We start from the raw sequence: 15,944 nt of genomic DNA, 5'->3' as shown, positions 1-15,944 counted from the left end.
TTACCCCGTCAGGCCACCCGCCAGCACGGTGACCGCGCGACGGTTCTTGGTGTAGCAGGCCTCGTTCGAGCAGATCTCCAGCGGGCGTTCCTTGCCAAAGCTGACAACCTGCAGACGGTTGCCCGCCACCCCCTGCGACAGCAGATATTCCCGCGCGGCATTGGCGCGGCGCGCGCCGAGGGCGAGGTTATATTCCCGCGTGCCCTGCTCATCCGCGTGGCCTTCAATGGTGACCACATAATCCGGGTTCGCAGTGAGCCAGCGCGCCTGCCCCTGCAGGACGCTTTGTGCGGCGGGCGACAGCGTCGATTGGTCCACGGCAAACAACACCCGATCGCCAACGGTTTGCTGGAAATAGGCCGGGCTGCTGGGGTCAAGCTGTCCCGCGGCGCCTGCCCCCGCTCCCGCACCGGAGCCATTGCCCCCAGCCGTGTCGTCCCAGGGATTGCCTGCACAGGCACTCAGTCCCAATGCCGCTGCCACCAGCATTGCTTTTGTCAAACCACTCATGATGTCCGCCTCGTCCCGTTTCCATATCTTGCACCAGATTTATCACAGCGCTGGTGCCGCTGCCACTTTGGTCTTTGGTTCTGGCGCGCGCGCCGGGCCAGCATGGCAGGCGCGCGACACCTCAGTTCTGTAACGGTGACCACGCCGGGTCTGATGCGCCATCTGGCGTCCGCACCGGTTTCAGGTTGCGCCCTGACACGTCCACCGAATAAAGCAGCGCCCGACCGCTGGCGCCCTGGGTCTCGCGGGTAAACATGATCACCCGACCATTGGGCGACCAGGTTGGCCCCTCATCCAGGAAGGACGCCGTCAACAGACGTTCCTCACTGCCATCCGTGCGCATGACACCAATGTGGAACCGGCCCTTGTTCTGTTTGGTAAAGGCAATCATGTCGCCGCGCGGCGACCACACCGGCGTACCATAGCGCCCCGCGCCAAAGCTGATCCGTCGGGCCTCACCGCCGGTGGCCGCCATCACATAGAGCTGCGGCGCGCCGGAGCGGTCGCTTTCAAAAACAATCTGACTGCCATCCGGCGAAAACGACGGGGCCGTTTCAATCGACGGCGCACTGGTCAGGCGGGTGCGGGCGCCAGTGTCGATATTCATGGTGAAGATATCGGTATTGCCGCCCTGTGACTGCGAATAGACCACCGTGCGCCCATCCGGGGCAAAGCGCGGCGCAAAACTCATGATGCCATTGTCCGCCGACAGAACCCGGCGTTGAACGCTGCCCACATCCAGCACGTGGATCTGGGGAAAGCCGCTCTCATAGCTGGTATAAAGCACCCGGTCACCGGTGGGGGAGAACCGCGGCGCCAGCACGATGGAGGCGCTGTTGGTCAGATACTGCACATTGGCGCCGTCGTAATCCATGATCGCCAGCCGCTTGCGCCGATCATTCTTCGGACCGCTTTCGGAGACGAACACCACACGGCTGTCGAAATAGCCGCTCTCGCCGGTGATGCGGCTGTAGATCACATCCGCCACCTTATGCGCCATGCGCCGCCAGCCATCGGTGGTGCCGGAGAATTGCAGCCCGGTGCCCAGTTCCTTCTCCGCAAAGACATCATAGCCCCGGAACCGCACTGTCAGACGGTTGCCATTGACGCTGAGCGCGCCGGTGATCAGCGCCTGCGCATTCACCGCCTTCCAGTCGGCATAGGACACGGCGGCGTCAAAATCGGTGACTTTGGAGATATGGGCCGAGGCCGGCACCTCGCGAAACAGGCCGGTGCCGCTCAGATCCGCTGCAATCACCCGCGAGATATCGCGCGCCAGTTCAGCCGCAGCAGGGGTTTCGGGCACAAAGCCGGGCACCGCATAGGGCAAGGGTTCGATCACCCCGTCGGTGATTTCGATCCGCAAGGGGCCATCCTGTGCCTGCGCAGGCAGAGCAGACGTCATCACCGCCGCTCCAAGCAGGGTCGCGCCCATCACGAGCGTTGCCAGATATGTCCTCATTTGATCCGCATCCTTTCGGGATTGAAGGTCATTTCGATATTACGCCATTGGGCATATTTGTCAGACGGAAGTTGGAAGCCGCGCGCACCACAGCGCAAAATCGCCCGTCGCGCCGCGCCGAAGGCCTGATTGGCCGCCGATCCTGATCCCCCGGTACTGGACAACATCCGAATGCTGCCCTCCTCAGGACGGCCATCCTGTGTCAGTGCGACGGAGACCACAACGGTGGTGCGCAGCGCCTCCGACGAGAGCGAGCCAACGTTCCAGCATTGCTGCACCGCAACCCGCAGCGCGTCCTTCTCCCCACTGGTCAGCGGCGGGCCGGAGGGTTCCGGCGCTTCCACTTCGCCGCCACCGGCGAGGGCGGCTGCCAGAGCATCCTCCACCGCATCCGCGCGGTCCGGGGTTGGATCTGTTGCGGGGTCAGCAGGTTCCGGTTCTGGCCCAGTTTCAGACTCAGATGCGGGCTCAGGTTCGGGCTGGGCCGCTGGCGTGGGCCGATCCGGGCGCCGCCGCGGGCGCAGGGACTGCGCGGGGGCGGCGCTGGCCACCTGCTCGGTCTCGGCCTCGACTTCCTCGGTCACGATCCGGTCGTTGGCCGCCGCCTCGGCGGTGGCCTGCTGGGCCTCCTGTGCAGGCTCGGTCCCGACCTCATCGGACACTTCGGGTTGTGCTACATCAGCAATCTGGGTGTCCGGTTCCGGCGGTGCGACAGGTGTTGGCGCAACCCGATCAACCGGGCGCAGCTGCGGGCGTTCGGTCAGCTGGGGCGTCACGCTGGTGCTATCCGGCACATCCGGTGGCGATGGCGCGGCCACCGGTGGCGTCGGCTCGACCGGCTGCGGTTCGGGTCGCTCCGTCAGTTCAGGATCTGGATCAGGCACAGTCACCGGTTCGGGCTGGGTGATCTGCGGCTCTGGCGCGGGCGGGGTTGGCGGGGTCACCTCCGGCGCGGGATCCGGGTCTGGCTGGCTCAGATCCCGTGCGGTATCCGCAACCACCGGTGCCGCGCGCTGCTGGCTCAGACGCGCGAACTCCTCGGTCGAGATGATCGCGACATCCTGCACCGCCAATGGCAGTGGTTCAGACGGAAACCAGGCGCCGAACACAACCCAGCCCGCCAGCAATCCGTGGCCTGCAAGAGAGATCTTGGTTCCGGTCTGCACACCCGTGCCCCGCCTATTGCCCGGTATCGTCGACGGCCCGCCCGTCAAGGCTCGGACCACCCACATCGGTCACCAGCCCAACACTGGAGAACCCACCGGCGTTCAGCGCGCCCATCACCTGCATCACCGCCTCATAGGGGATTGCCCCGTCGGCACGCAGGAACACCTGATCGGAGGACCGCTCCGCCGCGATGGCGCGCAGTTTGGCGATCAACTCATCCGGGGCCACAGGCGTGGTCTGGATCTGGATTTCACCACTGGCGGTCATGGTCACGGTCAGCGGCTCTTCCTCATCCCCGGGCAAGGCCCCGGCGGCAGTCTTCGGCAGCTCCACCGGCACCCCCACGGTCATCAAAGGGGCGGCCACCATGAAAATGATCAGCAAAACCAGCATCACATCAACAAAGGGCGTAACGTTGATTTCCGCCATCGGCCGCGCACGGCTGCGCCGCCGTCCCCGGCGTCGCCCGTTGGCGGCGGAAGGTTGAACCGAGGCCCCCATGGATCAGGAATCCAACTGACGGCTGAGGATGGTGGCAAACTCATCAGCAAAGGCCTCATAGCTGCCGATGATCCGGTCGCTGTCCGCGCTCAGCTTGTTGTAGAAAATCACCGCCGGAATCGCCGCCAGCAGCCCCAGACCGGTCGCCATCAGCGCCTCGGCAATGCCCGGCGCCACAACGGCGAGGTTGGTGTTCTGCTGCTCCGCAATCTCGATAAAGGCGGTCATGATACCCCAGACGGTGCCGAACAGCCCAACAAAAGGCGCGGTGGAGCCAACAGTGGCCAGGATCGACAGGCCGCTCTGGACATGTTCGCTTTCCTTGGCGATGGCGACATCCATCGACCGTTCGATCCGCGCCTGCGCGCCGGCAATCAGCGCCCCGTCGTTGCGGTGACTGCGCCGCCATTCGGTCATGCCAGCGGCAAAGATGCGTTGTGACTGCCCTTTGGGCTGCGGACCGATCTGATCGAACAGACCATCCAGCGGCTCACCGGACCAGAAGGCGCGATCAAACTCCGCCGCCTCGCGCCGGGCAAGGCGATAATTGATCAGTTTCTGCAGGATAATGGCCCAGGACCAGATCGACGAGCCAACCAGCATCAGCATCACCAGTTTGACCGTCAGGGTCGCCCGTTCAAATAGCCCCCACATGGAGAAATCAATCTCCTGCGCCAACGCCAGAGTTTCTGCTTCCATGGACCTGCTCTATGTTTTTGGCCGTCTTTCAGCCGTTTTCCGGCTTTCATTTGGCAAAAGGCTATCGCAGTTCAAGGCCAAAAGCCAATGAAACAGCTGTGAGAGCAGCAATTGTTACAGCAATGCGCGAATCTCTGCCGGCAGGCGGATCGGCGCACCGCTCTCGGCATTGACGCAAACCACCGTGACAATCGCGCGAAACAGCTCGGTCTCGCCGCGAAACACCTGCTGCGACATGGTGAGCCGCGCTGGTGTCACCTTCTGCACTTCGGTCTCGATCCGCAGCGCCTCGTCGAATTTGGCAGGGGCGAGGTAATCCGCCTCAATCCGGCGCACCACCCAGATCAGCCCGGCGTCGCGCATGGCGTTCTGATCATTGCCGAGGTTGCGCACCCAGTCACTGCGCGCCCGTTCGATGAACCGCAGATAATTGGCGTGATAGACGATCCCGCCCATGTCGGTGTCTTCGTAATATACCCGAACCGGGAAGCGGTGGATCATCTGTCTGGGCCTCTCTGGCGACGGCTCAGTGCCGGGTCGGGTTGGCGTCATCTGCGGGCGGCGCTACCGGCGCTTGCAGCCGCGCAAACAGGCGCAGCGCATGGGAGCTGTCGGCGGCAGCAACCGGCATCATCCGATCATACGCAGCCGCAATCACCCCGGCAATCTCAGGCCGCAGAATGGTGGCGCCCGTTTCCGGCAGCACCGCCAACGGCGAGGTCTCGGCAAAGGCGCTGTCGCCCCAGGTCAGCATCATCTGCACCGCCTGCGTCAGCGCGAGGGTTTCGGCCGGCAGTTTTGCCATAGCACCGGCCATGCGCAGGAACACGAAACAGGCCTGAATGCCGCCCTGATCGTCAAAGCGAAACGCGCGGTACTGGCTGGCATCCGCCTGTTTCAGCCGCGCCACCAGCGGGTCCAGATCCGGGATCAGCCGGTCCAGATCCGGCACGCCCCTCAACTCGCCCCAGTCCCGGAAGAAAAACACCATCAGGTTCGATCCCAGCTCGGGGTCGGTCTCGGCCATCTGATGGCCTGCAAGGGTCACCACCGCCTCGATCGCGCCCTTGACGGTGGCCAGCGTGCAGTCCTCCACCCCAAAGACAATCGGTGCAATCGGTCGCCCCCAGCGGGCAAAGGCATAAGCGCCATCGGTGCGGGTAAACAGGGCTTCGATCTCGGCTGGGGTCATTATACGGCTCTCCACTCGGACTGCGGTCTTGTGGGCGCTTAATGCCCGCTTGCGGGATCAACGACAAGGGTTGCGACCGGCTGCCACCCTGCATCTGCTGACCTGAAATATCCCCGCCGGAGGCCGTGACGCGCAGGGCGCGGCGCGTCCATCAGGGTTTGCCACGTAGGTCAGCAGCCGTGACCAAATGTTTCGCGTGCGAAACATACGCTAAAATTGAATCCAATTCTTCAAATCCACCTTAACCCTTTGCGGCGGATTTGACGCCAACCCGCATAAAGGCTGACGCCAACCGGCAACAGGTGACGCGTTACAGAAGCAGGTCGCCCTGACCGCGTGGCGGGGTCAATCCAAGGTGGGTCCAGGCCTTATGCGCCAGCATTCGGCCGCGCGGCGTGCGCTGGATCAGGCCCTGTTGCAGCAGGTAAGGCTCGATCACCTCCTCCAGCGCGTCGCGGCTTTCGCTGAGGGCTGCGGACATGGTTTCGATCCCCACAGGCCCACCGCCATAGTTCTCTGCCACCATCCGCAGATAGCGCCGGTCGGCGCCGTCCAGACCCAGCTGATCCACCCCGAGCCGCGTCAGCGCGCCATCGGCCAGCTCCCGGGTGATGGTGCCATCACCCTCGACAACCGCGAAGTCCACGACGCGGCGCAGGAGCCGTCCGGCGATCCTGGGCGTGCCGCGCGCGCGCCGCGCGATCTCGCGGGCGCCGTCATCTTCGGCGGGGGCCCCCAGCTTGCGGGCATTGCGGCTGACAATCTCAAACAGCTCATCAATGGTGTAGAACTGCAGCCGCGTCGGGATGCCGAAACGGTCGCGCAGCGGTGTTGTCAAAAGACCCATGCGGGTAGTGGCGCCCACCAGCGTGAAGGGCTGCAACTCGATCCGCACAGTGCGCGCGGCCGGCCCTTCGCCGATCACCAGATCCAGCTCAAAATCCTCCATCGCCGGATAGAGCACCTCCTCCACCGCCGGGTTCAGCCGGTGGATTTCGTCGATGAACAACACATCACGCGCCTCAAGATTGGTGAGGATCGCCGCCAGATCGCCGGCCTTGGCCAGCACCGGGCCGGAAGTCATGCGGAAGTTCACGCCGAGTTCACGGGCGACGATCTGCGCCAGCGTGGTTTTGCCCAAACCGGGGGGACCATGAAACAGCGTGTGGTCCATCGCCTCGCCCCGGCGGCGGGCGGATTCGATAAAGACGCGCAGATTGGCACGGGCCTCGGCCTGACCAATGAATTCGCCCAGCCCCTGCGGACGCAGAGCGCGGTCGGTGTCGCCTGCGCTGTCTTCCGGCAGCGGTGTGGGGCGCAGGGTGGGGTCGGCGTCAATCATGGTCCCGCTTTCTGGCATATGCTTTGTCCGGCTGAAGGCCGGGCAGCGCCCGACCCTCCCCACGGGAGGGCGCTTCGCACCCACCTAGGCTCAGGCGCTGCTCTTTCCGTGTCATCATCACCCTTTCGGCGCCAGAAGGCGTAGGGCGGCGCGGATCAGCTCGGCCTCATTGGCGTCCGGGTAGGTGGCGGCAGCTTCGGCCACGGCGGCGGCGGCATCCGATGGGCCATAGCCCAGATTACCAAGTGCTGAGAGCGCCCCTGCTGAGGCGGCAGCCGCACCGGAGGGGGCCTTTGGCGGTGCCTTGCGGGGCGTCTTGCCGGTCTCCACCGGCGCGACGGATTCAACGACATCCAGACCGGGGCCGTCCATGGCATCGGCGATGGTGCCGCCCATGGCCATCACACCCGGCGCCTTGTCCTTCAGATCCAACACGATGCGCTGCGCCGTTTTTGGACCAACGCCCTTGGCCGCCTTCACCGCTGCCCAGTCGCCCAGAGCAATGGCGCGGCTGACACCATCGGGGCCAAGCGCGCCCAAGATCGCCAGCGAGACCTTGGCCCCCACCCCCTGCACCGAGGTCAGCAGGCGGTGCCATTCTTTTTCAACCAGCGAGGGGAAGCCGTAGAGCTGCATCAGATCCTCGCGCACCACCATATCGGTATAAAGCGCCACCGCCTCTCCCGCGCCGGGAAGCGTGGCGAGGGTGCGGTCAGAGCAAAAGACGATGTAGCCGACACCGCGCACGTCGATCAGCACATGGTCAGTGCTGCGGTATTCCAGTCGTCCAGTCAGTTTTCCGATCACGCGCGCTTCTCCTTCAGCTGGCGGGCCTGCGTGCCCCCATAAAACGCATGACAGATGGCAATGGCCAGAGCATCTGCCGCATCGGCGTTTTTGGGCAGGCATCCGGGCAGCTGCAGTTTCACCATGTGCAGGATCTGTTCCTTGGCCGCGTGGCCGACGCCGACAACGGTTTTCTTGACCCGGTTCGGGGCGTATTCGCCCACTGGCAGACCGGCCTGTGCCAGCGTCATCAGCGCGACACCACGGGCCTGACCCAGTTTCAGCGTGCCGGCGCCGTCTTTGTTCACGAAGGTCTGTTCAATGGCCGCCTGATCGGGACGGTAGGCCGCGATCACCTCGATCACCTGATTGTGGAGGGACAGCAGCCGCTCCCCCAGATCATCGCCATCGGAGGTGCAGACGCCGTTTGCGACATGGCTCAGACGGGTGCCCTGTGATTCGATCACGCCCCAACCGAGGTTCCGCAACCCCGGATCGATGCCCAATATTCGCATGTCTGCCCTATCCCTGCCTGCCCCGGCAGATGGCCGAGTGGTCATTATTGTCGCAGGATTAGCACAAAACGCGAACATATCCAACCGCTTTCCCCCTGGATCGGGCACCAAATATCCGGCTTGAGACCGCGTGCGGATTGCCGGTTTTCGGCGGAATGCCCCAATCCTGTTCTGAAAACGACCACCCATATTATTGAAACCGACATTCCCGCGCTGCACATGAAAAATCCGCAGAATTCCCTTGTTTTTATGGGTAATAAGCCATGCGTTTTGCGCATGGGACACATGCAATTTCGGCGATTGTCAGCGGCTTTCCTCCTCACTAAGTGCCGTCCATCGCCCCATGGCGAAGAGATTCATTCAACCTCCGAAAGGACGAGGACATGGCTGCATTTGACACCACCCGCACCACCTATGGCACCAGCAGCCTGTTTGGCCGCTTGAGCGCCAAGACCGCCAGCCTGCTGGCAGCGTTCGTCGATTGGAACGACGCCCGCACCACCCGCCAGACTCTGGGTCAGCTGAACGACCGCGAACTGGCCGATATTGGTCTGTGCCGCGCGGACATCGACCGCATTGCCGAGGGCAAGCCGGTCTTCTGAGGTCTGATCCCGCCCCGGTGCTGCCGGGCGGTCGATCATTCGGAATATGAAAAACGCCGCCTCCCGACGGAGCGCGGCGTTTTCTATAGGTCTGGTTTGCAGATCTGCGCCTCGGCGACACCCTGCTGCGTCGGACATGACTGCGCGACCGTTTTATGTCGGATGCCCCCCAGCGCCCGACACCTGGCCCGCCAGCCTGCCCCTCTACCGCAGCACAGGCCCGATCTTCTCGGCCAGGAACTGCGACACGGGATCCCGCTGCATAACAAATGCACCGGCTTTCTCCAGCCCGGTTCCTGCCCGCAGCTGATCGACACGGTGGTCGTAGCTGCCAAATCCCAGCGCTGCCATCAAGAACCCCTTGAACAGCAGAAACGCCGCGACAAACAAGATCACCGACCGGCCGGAAATCCGCGACTGTACCCGTCGCGGCGCCACCACGATCAACCCATCCGCGCGCAACTTAGCGGTGTAGCCGCGCGCCATGGCCCCGTGTTTGCGCTCCAGTCGGTCAAGCCGAGCGTAGAAATTGTTACTCTGTTCACCCATAACCAAAACCCTGCAATGGCTCCCACCATCCACATCTTAATGCTTAGGTAGGTAATGAGACCATTTTGGGGCGGGTCGTTAAAATGCTCAACAAACTTGAATGATTCAGCCTGTTTTCTGCAAAAGCAGCGTCGTCCAGTCACCAATCTCACTGCGCTGGGCCAGATTGATGCCATTTTGTGCATAAACGCCCTGCACCTCATCCGCCTGCTCATTGAGAAGACCGGAGAGAATCGCATAGCCATCGCTGCGCAGATGCGCCGCCACATCCGGCGCCAATGCAACCAGAGGGCCCTTCAGGATGTTGGCGAAGATGAGGTCAAAGGGCGCGGCCTCAGCCAGGGCCGGAGCGTCAAAGCCCGCCGCCTCAAGACAGTGAACACGGCCTTCCATGTCGTTGGCCTTCAGGTTGGCCTCAGCCACATCCACAGCGACCTGATCAATATCGCTGGCCAGGATCTGCCCGTCCCAGACGCGCGCGGCCGCCATCGCCAGCACAGCTGTGCCACAGCCGATATCAGCCACTTTGTCGCCGACGAAGCCATCGTCGATCAGCGTGTCCAGCGCCTTCAGACAGCCCAATGTGGTGCCGTGGTGGCCGGTGCCGAAGGCCATCGCCGCCTCAATCAGCAGCGGAATGCGATCCGCTGGCACCTTGTCGGCATCGTGGCTGCCGTAGACGAAGAACCGGCCCGCCTCAACCGGGGCCAGTTCGCGGCGCACATGGGCCACCCAGTCGGTTTCCGGCAGTTCGGAGATCACAAAAGGCTGGGCGTCGAACATGGTCGCCAGCAGCGCCAGACCGGCCTCATCCGGGGTCTCGGTGAAATAGCCGCCAACCTCCCAAAGGCCGGAGCCATCCTCAACCTCAAACACGCCAAGGCCGGTGGGCTCCGGCGTCAGGCGCTCCATCGCCTCGCCGAGTGCTTCGGCGGGGGCTTTTCCGGTCAGGGTGGTGAGGGCGGTGAAGGTGGGCATGGCGGTCTCCGGGCAATGGTTGCACAGCGCCTAGGCCCGTCGGCGGCGCAGGTCAAGAGCTGGCGGCGCAGGTTGGCCGGGGCCAACCGGGGGCAGCGCCCGCGTTGATGCAGGGTCAGATCTGATGCGCGAAGGCTTACTCCGCCGGGGCGGCGCTGCGCCATTTCACAAAGATCGTCTCATTGCCCGGCTCCGGATGGCGCGGGATCAGCAGCGACAGGGTGAGCGAGATCAGCGCCATACAGGCCGCCAGCGCAAAGACCGCAGCCGGGGAAACCACCCACAGCAGGCCCAGTGTGACCGGCAAAACCACCGCCGCGATATGGTTGATGGTAAAGGCCACGGCAGCTGTCGGCGCGATATCAGACGGGTCGGCGATTTTCTGGAAATAGGTCTTCAGCGCCAGCGCCAGCCCAAACAGGATATGGTCCACCACATAAAGCACCCCGGCCAGCACCACGCCCCAGCTGAACCAATAGAGCCCGCCGTAAGCGGCAAAAACCAGTGCCAGCCCGGTGTATTCAAAAATCAGCGTCCGGCGTTCACCAAAGCGGGCCACAGCACGACCCAGCAGCGGTGCGGCGATCATATTGATTACCAGATTGATCAAATAAAGGCTGGTCAGTTCATGCACCGCAAAGCCGAACTTCTCCACCATCATGAAGCCGGCAAAGACAACGAAGATCTGCCGCCGCGCGCCGGCCATGAACTGCAACGCATAATAGAGCCAATAGCGGCGACGCAGGATCAGGCGTTTGGTCTGCGGATGCGGGGCGTCGAATTGCGGATAGGCCAGCAGGCAGAAGATCGCCAGAACCGTGGTGGTGCCTCCGGCCAGCAGAAAGACGATATTATAGGTGAGGCCCAGCGGTTCCCACAGCAGCGCGATCAGGCTGTAGACCACCAGCGTAGCCGCCGATCCCGCCGCCACCAGCCAGCCTAGGATCTGCGGCGCGCGGGTCTTTGGCAGCCATTGCAGCTGCAGCGACTGGTTCACTGTCTCATAGTAATGAAACCCGATGGAGCTGAGCAGCGTGATCGTGAGCAACCCGCCAAGGCTGGGAAACCAGGCGGTGACCGCCGTCGCCACGCCCAGCATCATCAAGGAGACCAGCCCCAGCACCTGTTCGCGCACAAACAGGATCACCGCGATGACGCCAATGGCGAGAAAACCCGGAATCTCCCGCACCGTGTGCAGCAGGCCAATGTCTGCCCCGTCGAAATTCGCAGCCTCAATGACGAAGTTGTTGAGCAGCGCGCTCCAGGTGTTGAAGGCGATCGGCATGGTCAGCGCCATCACAAACAACAGAGTTGTGGGGCGGCGCCAGAGCGGCATGGAAGCGGCAGCTTCGGTGGGGACAGGTTTGAACATGCCCCAGCAGATACGCCCATCCGCCCCATCAGGCGAGGGAAAAAGCGCCGCGCACATCTGATCTGTATCAATGCACGGAGCAGCTCGGCCTCATATTCAGGTTTTCGAATGACAATGAGAGGCTGATGCGATGCCAGAACTGGTTGAGATCATGGACTGGGCAGGCGAGCCATTGACAGCGGCGCTGCTAGGCCTGCTGACCGGGGGAATTTTTGGCATCGCGGCGCAGCGGTCGCGGTTCTGTCTGCGCGCGGCCACCGTGGAGTTTGCCCGCGGCCGTCTGGGGGACCGGGTGGCGGTCTGGCTCCTGACCTTTTCCACCGCGCTGGTCTGGGTCCAGGCCGGGCGCTTGCAGGGCTGGATCGACACCGATGAGGCGCGGATGATGGCAGTGCCCGGCAGCTGGTCCGGGGCCATCCTCGGCGGGGTGATCTTTGGCATTGGCATGGTGCTGGCGCGGGGCTGTTCCGGGCGGCTGTTGGTGCTGGCGGCGACCGGCAATCTGCGCAGTGTGGTCTCCGGGCTGATTTTTGCGGTGGTCGCACAGATGAGCCTCGCCGGGTATCTGGCACCGCTGCGGGACTATCTGGCCGGTCTCTGGATCACCACGGGCGGGCGCAATCTGGATCTGCTGGCGGCCTTTGGCCTGCCGGATTGGTCCGGGTTGGCGTTGGGGCTGGGCATGGCGGCTCTCGCCCTTGGGGTCGCGTTGCAAAACCGCATCGGCGCGGCGCGGCTGATCTTTGCCTCTGGTGTCGGCTTTGCGGTGGCACTTGGCTGGGGGCTGACATCGGCGCTGGCGCAGGTGGCGTTTGATCCGGTGCAGATCGAAAGCGTGACCTTTACTGGCCCATCGGCACGGATGCTGATGTTCTTTCTGGATCGCGCCTCGGTGCTGGAATTTGATATCGGGCTGGTCGCCGGGGTGTTTGGTGGCGCGATGCTGGCGGCAGCTTTGGCGGGCGAGATGCGGATTCAGGCCTTTGACGGGGCGGTCACCATGCGCAAGGCCATGATCGGCGCGGCTTTGATGGGGTTTGGCGGTATGCTGGCCGGAGGCTGCGCAATCGGCGCCGGTGTCACCGGCGGGTCGATCTTTGTCGGCACCGCCTGGGTGGCGCTGTTTTCGATGTGGGTCGGGGCCGTGCTGACAGATCTGCTAGTGGATCAGCGCGGCGTGGCGACCCCCGCCTAGACAGGGCGCGAGGCGCTGCCCTGATTCATCTGCCATGGTTTTTTCATCTGCCATGTTTTTGATCGGACTTCAGAAGAAATTCTGCGGATCAATATCGACCGACAGCCGCAGATCCCCCTTGAGGCGCGCCGGTTTGATCCAGCGGGCGATGGCGTCCTGCAGGGGGGTGCCCTTACTGGCCTTGATCAGCAGGCGCACCCGGTGGCGGCCCCGAATGCGGGCAATTGGTGCCGGGGCCGGGCCAAAGACCTGCGCGCCGATCTGGCGCAGCGGCATGTCATTGCGCGCCAGTGCTATCCCCAGATCCATAACGGCAGGCAGCTCCGGCCCGGAGAGGACAATGCCGGCCATGCGGCCATAGGGCGGCACGCCTGCGGCCTCGCGTTCGGCGGCTTCGGCTTTCCAGAAGGCTTCTTCATCACCGGAGAGGATCGCCCGGATCACCGGGTGTTCGGGTTGGAAGGTCTGCATCAGCGCCTCACCCGGTTTGTCGGCGCGCCCGGCCCGGCCTGCGACCTGCCGCATCAGCTGGAAAGTGCGCTCCGCCGCGCGCAGGTCAGAGCCTTGCAGGCCCAGATCCGCATCGATCACGCCAACCAATGTGAGCAGCGGGAAGTTATGCCCCTTGGCCACCAGCTGGGTGCCGAGGATGATGTCAGCCTCGCCTGCGGCGATCTCCTCGATCCGCTGCTTGAGTGCGCGGGCAGACCCAAAGAGGTCAGACGACAGCACCGCAATTCGCGCCTCCGGGAACAGCGCGGCGGTTTCCTCACCCAGCCGTTCGATGCCGGGGCCGACAGGGGCCATCTTGCCCTCGACCTGACAGGTCGGGCAGGCGTCCGGTACCGGTTTGGTCTCGCCGCATTGGTGGCACATCAGGCGCTTCATGAAGCGGTGTTCGACCATGCGGGAATCGCAGTGGTCGCAGGTCACATGGCCGCCGCAGGCGCGGCAGATGGTGACCGGCGCAAAGCCCCGACGATTGAGAAACAGCAGCGATTGCTCACCCCGTTCGATCCGCGCGGTCATCGCCTGCTTCAGCGTTGGTGAGATCCAGGTCGACGCGGGAAGTTTTTCCGCCCGCATATCGATCGCGCGCATCTCCGGCAGAACGGCTGAGCCAAAACGCGCCGCGAGATCGAGCCGTTTGTATTTGCCCGCCTCGGCATTGGCCCAGGTTTCCAAGCTGGGCGTTGCAGACGCCAGCACCACCTGCGCCGAACACATGGCCGCGCGCAGCACCGCCATGTCGCGGGCATTATAACAGACGCCTTCGTCCTGTTTGTAGGAGGTGTCATGTTCCTCATCCACGATGATGAGGCCGAGATTCTGATAGGGCAAAAACAGGGCCGAGCGTGCGCCGATCACCAGCTGCGCCTTGCCCTGCCCCACCATGCGCCAGACCCGGCGGCGTTCGGTCATCGTCGCGCCGGAGTGCCATTCCGCGGGCGTCGCGCCAAAACGCTGTTCGACCCGCTTGAGAAATTCTGCCGTCAGCGCGATTTCTGGCAACAGCACCAGCGCCTGACGGCCCGCACGCAGGGTGGCGGCGACCGCCTCCAGATAGACCTCAGTCTTGCCCGAGCCCGTGACGCCCTTCAGGAGGGTGGTGCCGTAGCGGCCACTGGCAAGGCCCTCGCCCAGAGTGTTGGCGGCGGCGGCCTGATCTTCGGTCAGGGTCTTGCCGGGCAGAGCCGGATCCAGACGGGGATAGGGCAGATCGCGGGGCGCGTCCTCCTCGCGCAGGGCGCCCTGTTTTACCAGCCCTTTGATCACCGAGGTTGTGACCCCGGCCAGATCCGCGAGTTCCTTCGCCGTGAACGCCAGCCCGCGATATTCATCCGCCGCCGCAAGCACCCGTTCGCGGGGGTCTGTCATGCGGTCGGGCATCTGGCCCGTTGGGCGCAGCACCTTGCGCATGGACACCGGATCGGAGAGGCCGGGCGCACGGGTGGCCAGCCGCAGCATCGCCGGCAGAGGGGTCAATGTGTAATCTGCGGATTTGGTCAGGAACTGGCGCATCTCGTCGCGCATCGGGGCCACGTCCAGCACCCGGTTCACCGGGCGCAGCTTGGCCGAATCGAAATCCCCGGCCCCCGGCCCCCAGATCACCCCAAGAACGCGGCGCGGGCCCAGCGGCACCTCGACATAGGCGCCCAGATGGCAGCCGCCTTCGGGGGCGCGGTAGTCAAGAACGCGGTCCAGCGGCTGTGTTGTCAGCACGCCAACCCGCTCGCCCTCGTTGAAAAATGCCTGCTCCTGCACGCTGCTTGCCTCTTTTGCCCGGTGGGGATGATGACCCCAAAGCGATGCCCGGCAATCGACGCCGGGCGCACGGGGGGTTTTTAAAGCCTCCGCCATCAGGTAAAGGCTAGCGCAATCAAGGCCAACCCATCCAGAGGACCCTAGCCGATGAAATTCTTCGTAGACACCGCTGAAATCGACGCCATTGCCGAGCTGAACGCATTGGGCATGGTGGACGGCGTGACCACCAACCCGTCGCTGATCAAGAAGTCCGGCCGCGACATCATAGAAGTCACCAAGGAGATCTGTGATCTGGTGGATGGTCCGGTGTCTGCCGAGGTGACCGCAACCGATGCTGACACGATGATTGCCGAAGGCCGCAAGCTGGTCGAGATCGCCGAAAACATCGCCGTCAAAGTGCCGCTGACCTGGGACGGTCTGAAGGCCTGCAAAACCCTGACCGACGATGGTCATATGGTGAATGTGACGCTGTGCTTCTCTGCCAATCAGGCGCTGTTGGCGGCCAAGGCCGGCGCGACCTTCATCTCGCCCTTCATCGGTCGTCTGGACGATATCAACCTCGATGGTATGGACCTGATCGAAGACATCCGCACAGTGTATGACAACTACGGGTTCGGCACCGAGATCCTCGCCGCCTCCATCCGCAGCGCCAACCACGTGCTGGAAAGCGCGCGCATCGGTGCCGACGTGATCACCGCGCCGCCCGCCGTGATCAAGGGCATGATCAACCACCCGCTGACCGACAAGGGTCTGGATGCCTTCCTCGCCGACATCAAGGCCGCGAACATCAAGATCCTGTAAGCCTCAGG

At 63.7% G+C, this 15,944-nt stretch carries 17 protein-coding genes; 3 read left to right on the top strand and 14 right to left on the bottom strand.

Features of this window, described 5'->3' with window-relative positions; genetic code table 11:
* The 10 genes from pal to ruvC form a co-directional block, all read right to left on the bottom strand.
* Complete coding sequence (pal, locus tag D1820_RS16080; RefSeq protein ID WP_014879240.1) at positions 1–510, bottom strand: peptidoglycan-associated lipoprotein Pal; 510 nt, start codon at positions 508–510, stop codon at positions 1–3.
* Positions 511–631: 121 nt separating this feature from the next.
* On the bottom strand, positions 632–1,972 hold the full coding sequence (gene tolB / locus D1820_RS16075; RefSeq protein ID WP_040171993.1) for a Tol-Pal system beta propeller repeat protein TolB: 1,341 nt from the start codon (positions 1,970–1,972) through the stop codon (positions 632–634).
* Complete coding sequence (locus D1820_RS16070) at positions 1,969–3,138, bottom strand: energy transducer TonB (protein ID WP_118069748.1); 1,170 nt, start codon at positions 3,136–3,138, stop codon at positions 1,969–1,971. The genes tolB and D1820_RS16070 overlap by 4 nt, the downstream gene beginning before the upstream one ends.
* 13 nt (positions 3,139–3,151) lie before the next feature.
* Entirely contained in the window at positions 3,152–3,640 is a 489-nt protein-coding gene (gene tolR, locus D1820_RS16065) for a protein TolR (RefSeq protein ID WP_040181887.1), read from the bottom strand.
* 3 nt (positions 3,641–3,643) lie between these two features.
* Complete coding sequence (tolQ, locus tag D1820_RS16060) at positions 3,644–4,339, bottom strand: protein TolQ (protein ID WP_118069747.1); 696 nt, start codon at positions 4,337–4,339, stop codon at positions 3,644–3,646.
* Positions 4,340–4,453: 114 nt separating this feature from the next.
* Positions 4,454–4,840, bottom strand: coding sequence for a tol-pal system-associated acyl-CoA thioesterase (ybgC, locus tag D1820_RS16055; RefSeq protein ID WP_040171983.1), 387 nt, complete (start codon positions 4,838–4,840; stop codon positions 4,454–4,456).
* A gap of 25 nt (positions 4,841–4,865) precedes the next feature.
* Positions 4,866–5,531, bottom strand: coding sequence for a hypothetical protein (locus D1820_RS16050; RefSeq protein ID WP_205521390.1), 666 nt, complete (start codon positions 5,529–5,531; stop codon positions 4,866–4,868).
* Between the two features lie 310 nt (positions 5,532–5,841).
* Positions 5,842–6,873 (bottom strand): Holliday junction branch migration DNA helicase RuvB, encoded by a 1,032-nt coding sequence (gene ruvB, locus D1820_RS16045; protein ID WP_118070260.1) that lies wholly within the window; start codon positions 6,871–6,873, stop codon positions 5,842–5,844.
* A 117-nt stretch (positions 6,874–6,990) separates the two neighbouring features.
* On the bottom strand, positions 6,991–7,680 hold the full coding sequence (ruvA, locus tag D1820_RS16040; RefSeq protein ID WP_040172726.1) for a Holliday junction branch migration protein RuvA: 690 nt from the start codon (positions 7,678–7,680) through the stop codon (positions 6,991–6,993).
* Positions 7,677–8,174: a crossover junction endodeoxyribonuclease RuvC gene (gene ruvC, locus D1820_RS16035; RefSeq protein WP_040172722.1), complete on the bottom strand. Its 498-nt coding sequence runs from the start codon at positions 8,172–8,174 to the stop codon at positions 7,677–7,679. The genes ruvA and ruvC overlap by 4 nt, the downstream gene beginning before the upstream one ends.
* 383 nt (positions 8,175–8,557) lie before the next feature.
* Here ruvC and D1820_RS16030 point away from each other — a divergent pair, with 383 nt between their 5' ends.
* A complete protein-coding gene (locus tag D1820_RS16030; protein WP_024098276.1) occupies positions 8,558–8,776 on the top strand; it encodes a DUF1127 domain-containing protein in 219 nt (72 codons plus the stop codon).
* A gap of 204 nt (positions 8,777–8,980) precedes the next feature.
* Here the strand turns inward: D1820_RS16030 and D1820_RS16025 are convergent, their stop codons facing one another.
* The 3 genes from D1820_RS16025 to D1820_RS16015 form a co-directional block, all read right to left on the bottom strand.
* Positions 8,981–9,325, bottom strand: coding sequence for a hypothetical protein (locus D1820_RS16025; protein ID WP_118069746.1), 345 nt, complete (start codon positions 9,323–9,325; stop codon positions 8,981–8,983).
* Positions 9,326–9,430: 105 nt separating this feature from the next.
* On the bottom strand, positions 9,431–10,303 hold the full coding sequence (locus D1820_RS16020; RefSeq protein ID WP_118069745.1) for a 50S ribosomal protein L11 methyltransferase: 873 nt from the start codon (positions 10,301–10,303) through the stop codon (positions 9,431–9,433).
* A gap of 136 nt (positions 10,304–10,439) precedes the next feature.
* Positions 10,440–11,675, bottom strand: a complete 1,236-nt coding sequence (locus D1820_RS16015; protein ID WP_118070258.1) for an MFS transporter — start codon at positions 11,673–11,675, stop codon at positions 10,440–10,442.
* A 130-nt stretch (positions 11,676–11,805) separates the two neighbouring features.
* On the opposite strand from D1820_RS16015, the gene D1820_RS16010 reads away from it, so the two are divergent.
* A complete protein-coding gene (locus D1820_RS16010) occupies positions 11,806–12,870 on the top strand; it encodes a YeeE/YedE family protein (RefSeq protein ID WP_118069744.1) in 1,065 nt (354 codons plus the stop codon).
* A gap of 69 nt (positions 12,871–12,939) precedes the next feature.
* Here D1820_RS16010 and D1820_RS16005 read toward each other — a convergent pair whose 3' ends face one another.
* Positions 12,940–15,135: a primosomal protein N' gene (locus tag D1820_RS16005; protein ID WP_118069743.1), complete on the bottom strand. Its 2,196-nt coding sequence runs from the start codon at positions 15,133–15,135 to the stop codon at positions 12,940–12,942.
* 147 nt (positions 15,136–15,282) lie between these two features.
* Here D1820_RS16005 and fsa point away from each other — a divergent pair, with 147 nt between their 5' ends.
* Entirely contained in the window at positions 15,283–15,936 is a 654-nt protein-coding gene (gene fsa / locus D1820_RS16000; protein WP_024098282.1) for a fructose-6-phosphate aldolase, read from the top strand.
* Positions 15,937–15,944: the final 8 nt, after the last annotated feature.

Origin of the sequence: Phaeobacter sp. LSS9, from assembly GCF_003443595.1 — a bacterium.
Lineage (GTDB): Bacteria > Pseudomonadota > Alphaproteobacteria > Rhodobacterales > Rhodobacteraceae > Phaeobacter > Phaeobacter piscinae.
Note: the sequence above shows the minus strand (reverse complement) of the source record. Positions and strands in the feature narration are given on the sequence as shown.

Excerpts from the sequence above, each read along its gene's own strand:
- ruvC (WP_040172722.1), bottom strand. The coding sequence starts at position 8,174 with ATGCGAATATTGGGCATCGATCCGGGGTTGCGGAACCTCGGTTGGGGC.
- D1820_RS16030 (WP_024098276.1), top strand. The coding sequence starts at position 8,558 with ATGGCTGCATTTGACACCACCCGCACCACCTATGGCACCAGCAGCCTG.
- D1820_RS16020 (WP_118069745.1), bottom strand. The coding sequence starts at position 10,303 with ATGCCCACCTTCACCGCCCTCACCACCCTGACCGGAAAAGCCCCCGCC.
- tolQ (WP_118069747.1), bottom strand. The coding sequence starts at position 4,339 with ATGGAAGCAGAAACTCTGGCGTTGGCGCAGGAGATTGATTTCTCCATG.
- fsa (WP_024098282.1), top strand. The coding sequence starts at position 15,283 with ATGAAATTCTTCGTAGACACCGCTGAAATCGACGCCATTGCCGAGCTG.
- ruvB (WP_118070260.1), bottom strand. The coding sequence starts at position 6,873 with ATGATTGACGCCGACCCCACCCTGCGCCCCACACCGCTGCCGGAAGAC.
- D1820_RS16010 (WP_118069744.1), top strand. The coding sequence starts at position 11,806 with ATGCCAGAACTGGTTGAGATCATGGACTGGGCAGGCGAGCCATTGACA.
- pal (WP_014879240.1), bottom strand. The coding sequence starts at position 510 with ATGAGTGGTTTGACAAAAGCAATGCTGGTGGCAGCGGCATTGGGACTG.
- ybgC (WP_040171983.1), bottom strand. The coding sequence starts at position 4,840 with ATGATCCACCGCTTCCCGGTTCGGGTATATTACGAAGACACCGACATG.
- D1820_RS16025 (WP_118069746.1), bottom strand. The coding sequence starts at position 9,325 with ATGGGTGAACAGAGTAACAATTTCTACGCTCGGCTTGACCGACTGGAG.
- D1820_RS16050 (WP_205521390.1), bottom strand. The coding sequence starts at position 5,531 with ATGACCCCAGCCGAGATCGAAGCCCTGTTTACCCGCACCGATGGCGCT.
- tolB (WP_040171993.1), bottom strand. The coding sequence starts at position 1,972 with ATGAGGACATATCTGGCAACGCTCGTGATGGGCGCGACCCTGCTTGGA.
- D1820_RS16015 (WP_118070258.1), bottom strand. The coding sequence starts at position 11,675 with ATGTTCAAACCTGTCCCCACCGAAGCTGCCGCTTCCATGCCGCTCTGG.
- tolR (WP_040181887.1), bottom strand. The coding sequence starts at position 3,640 with ATGGGGGCCTCGGTTCAACCTTCCGCCGCCAACGGGCGACGCCGGGGA.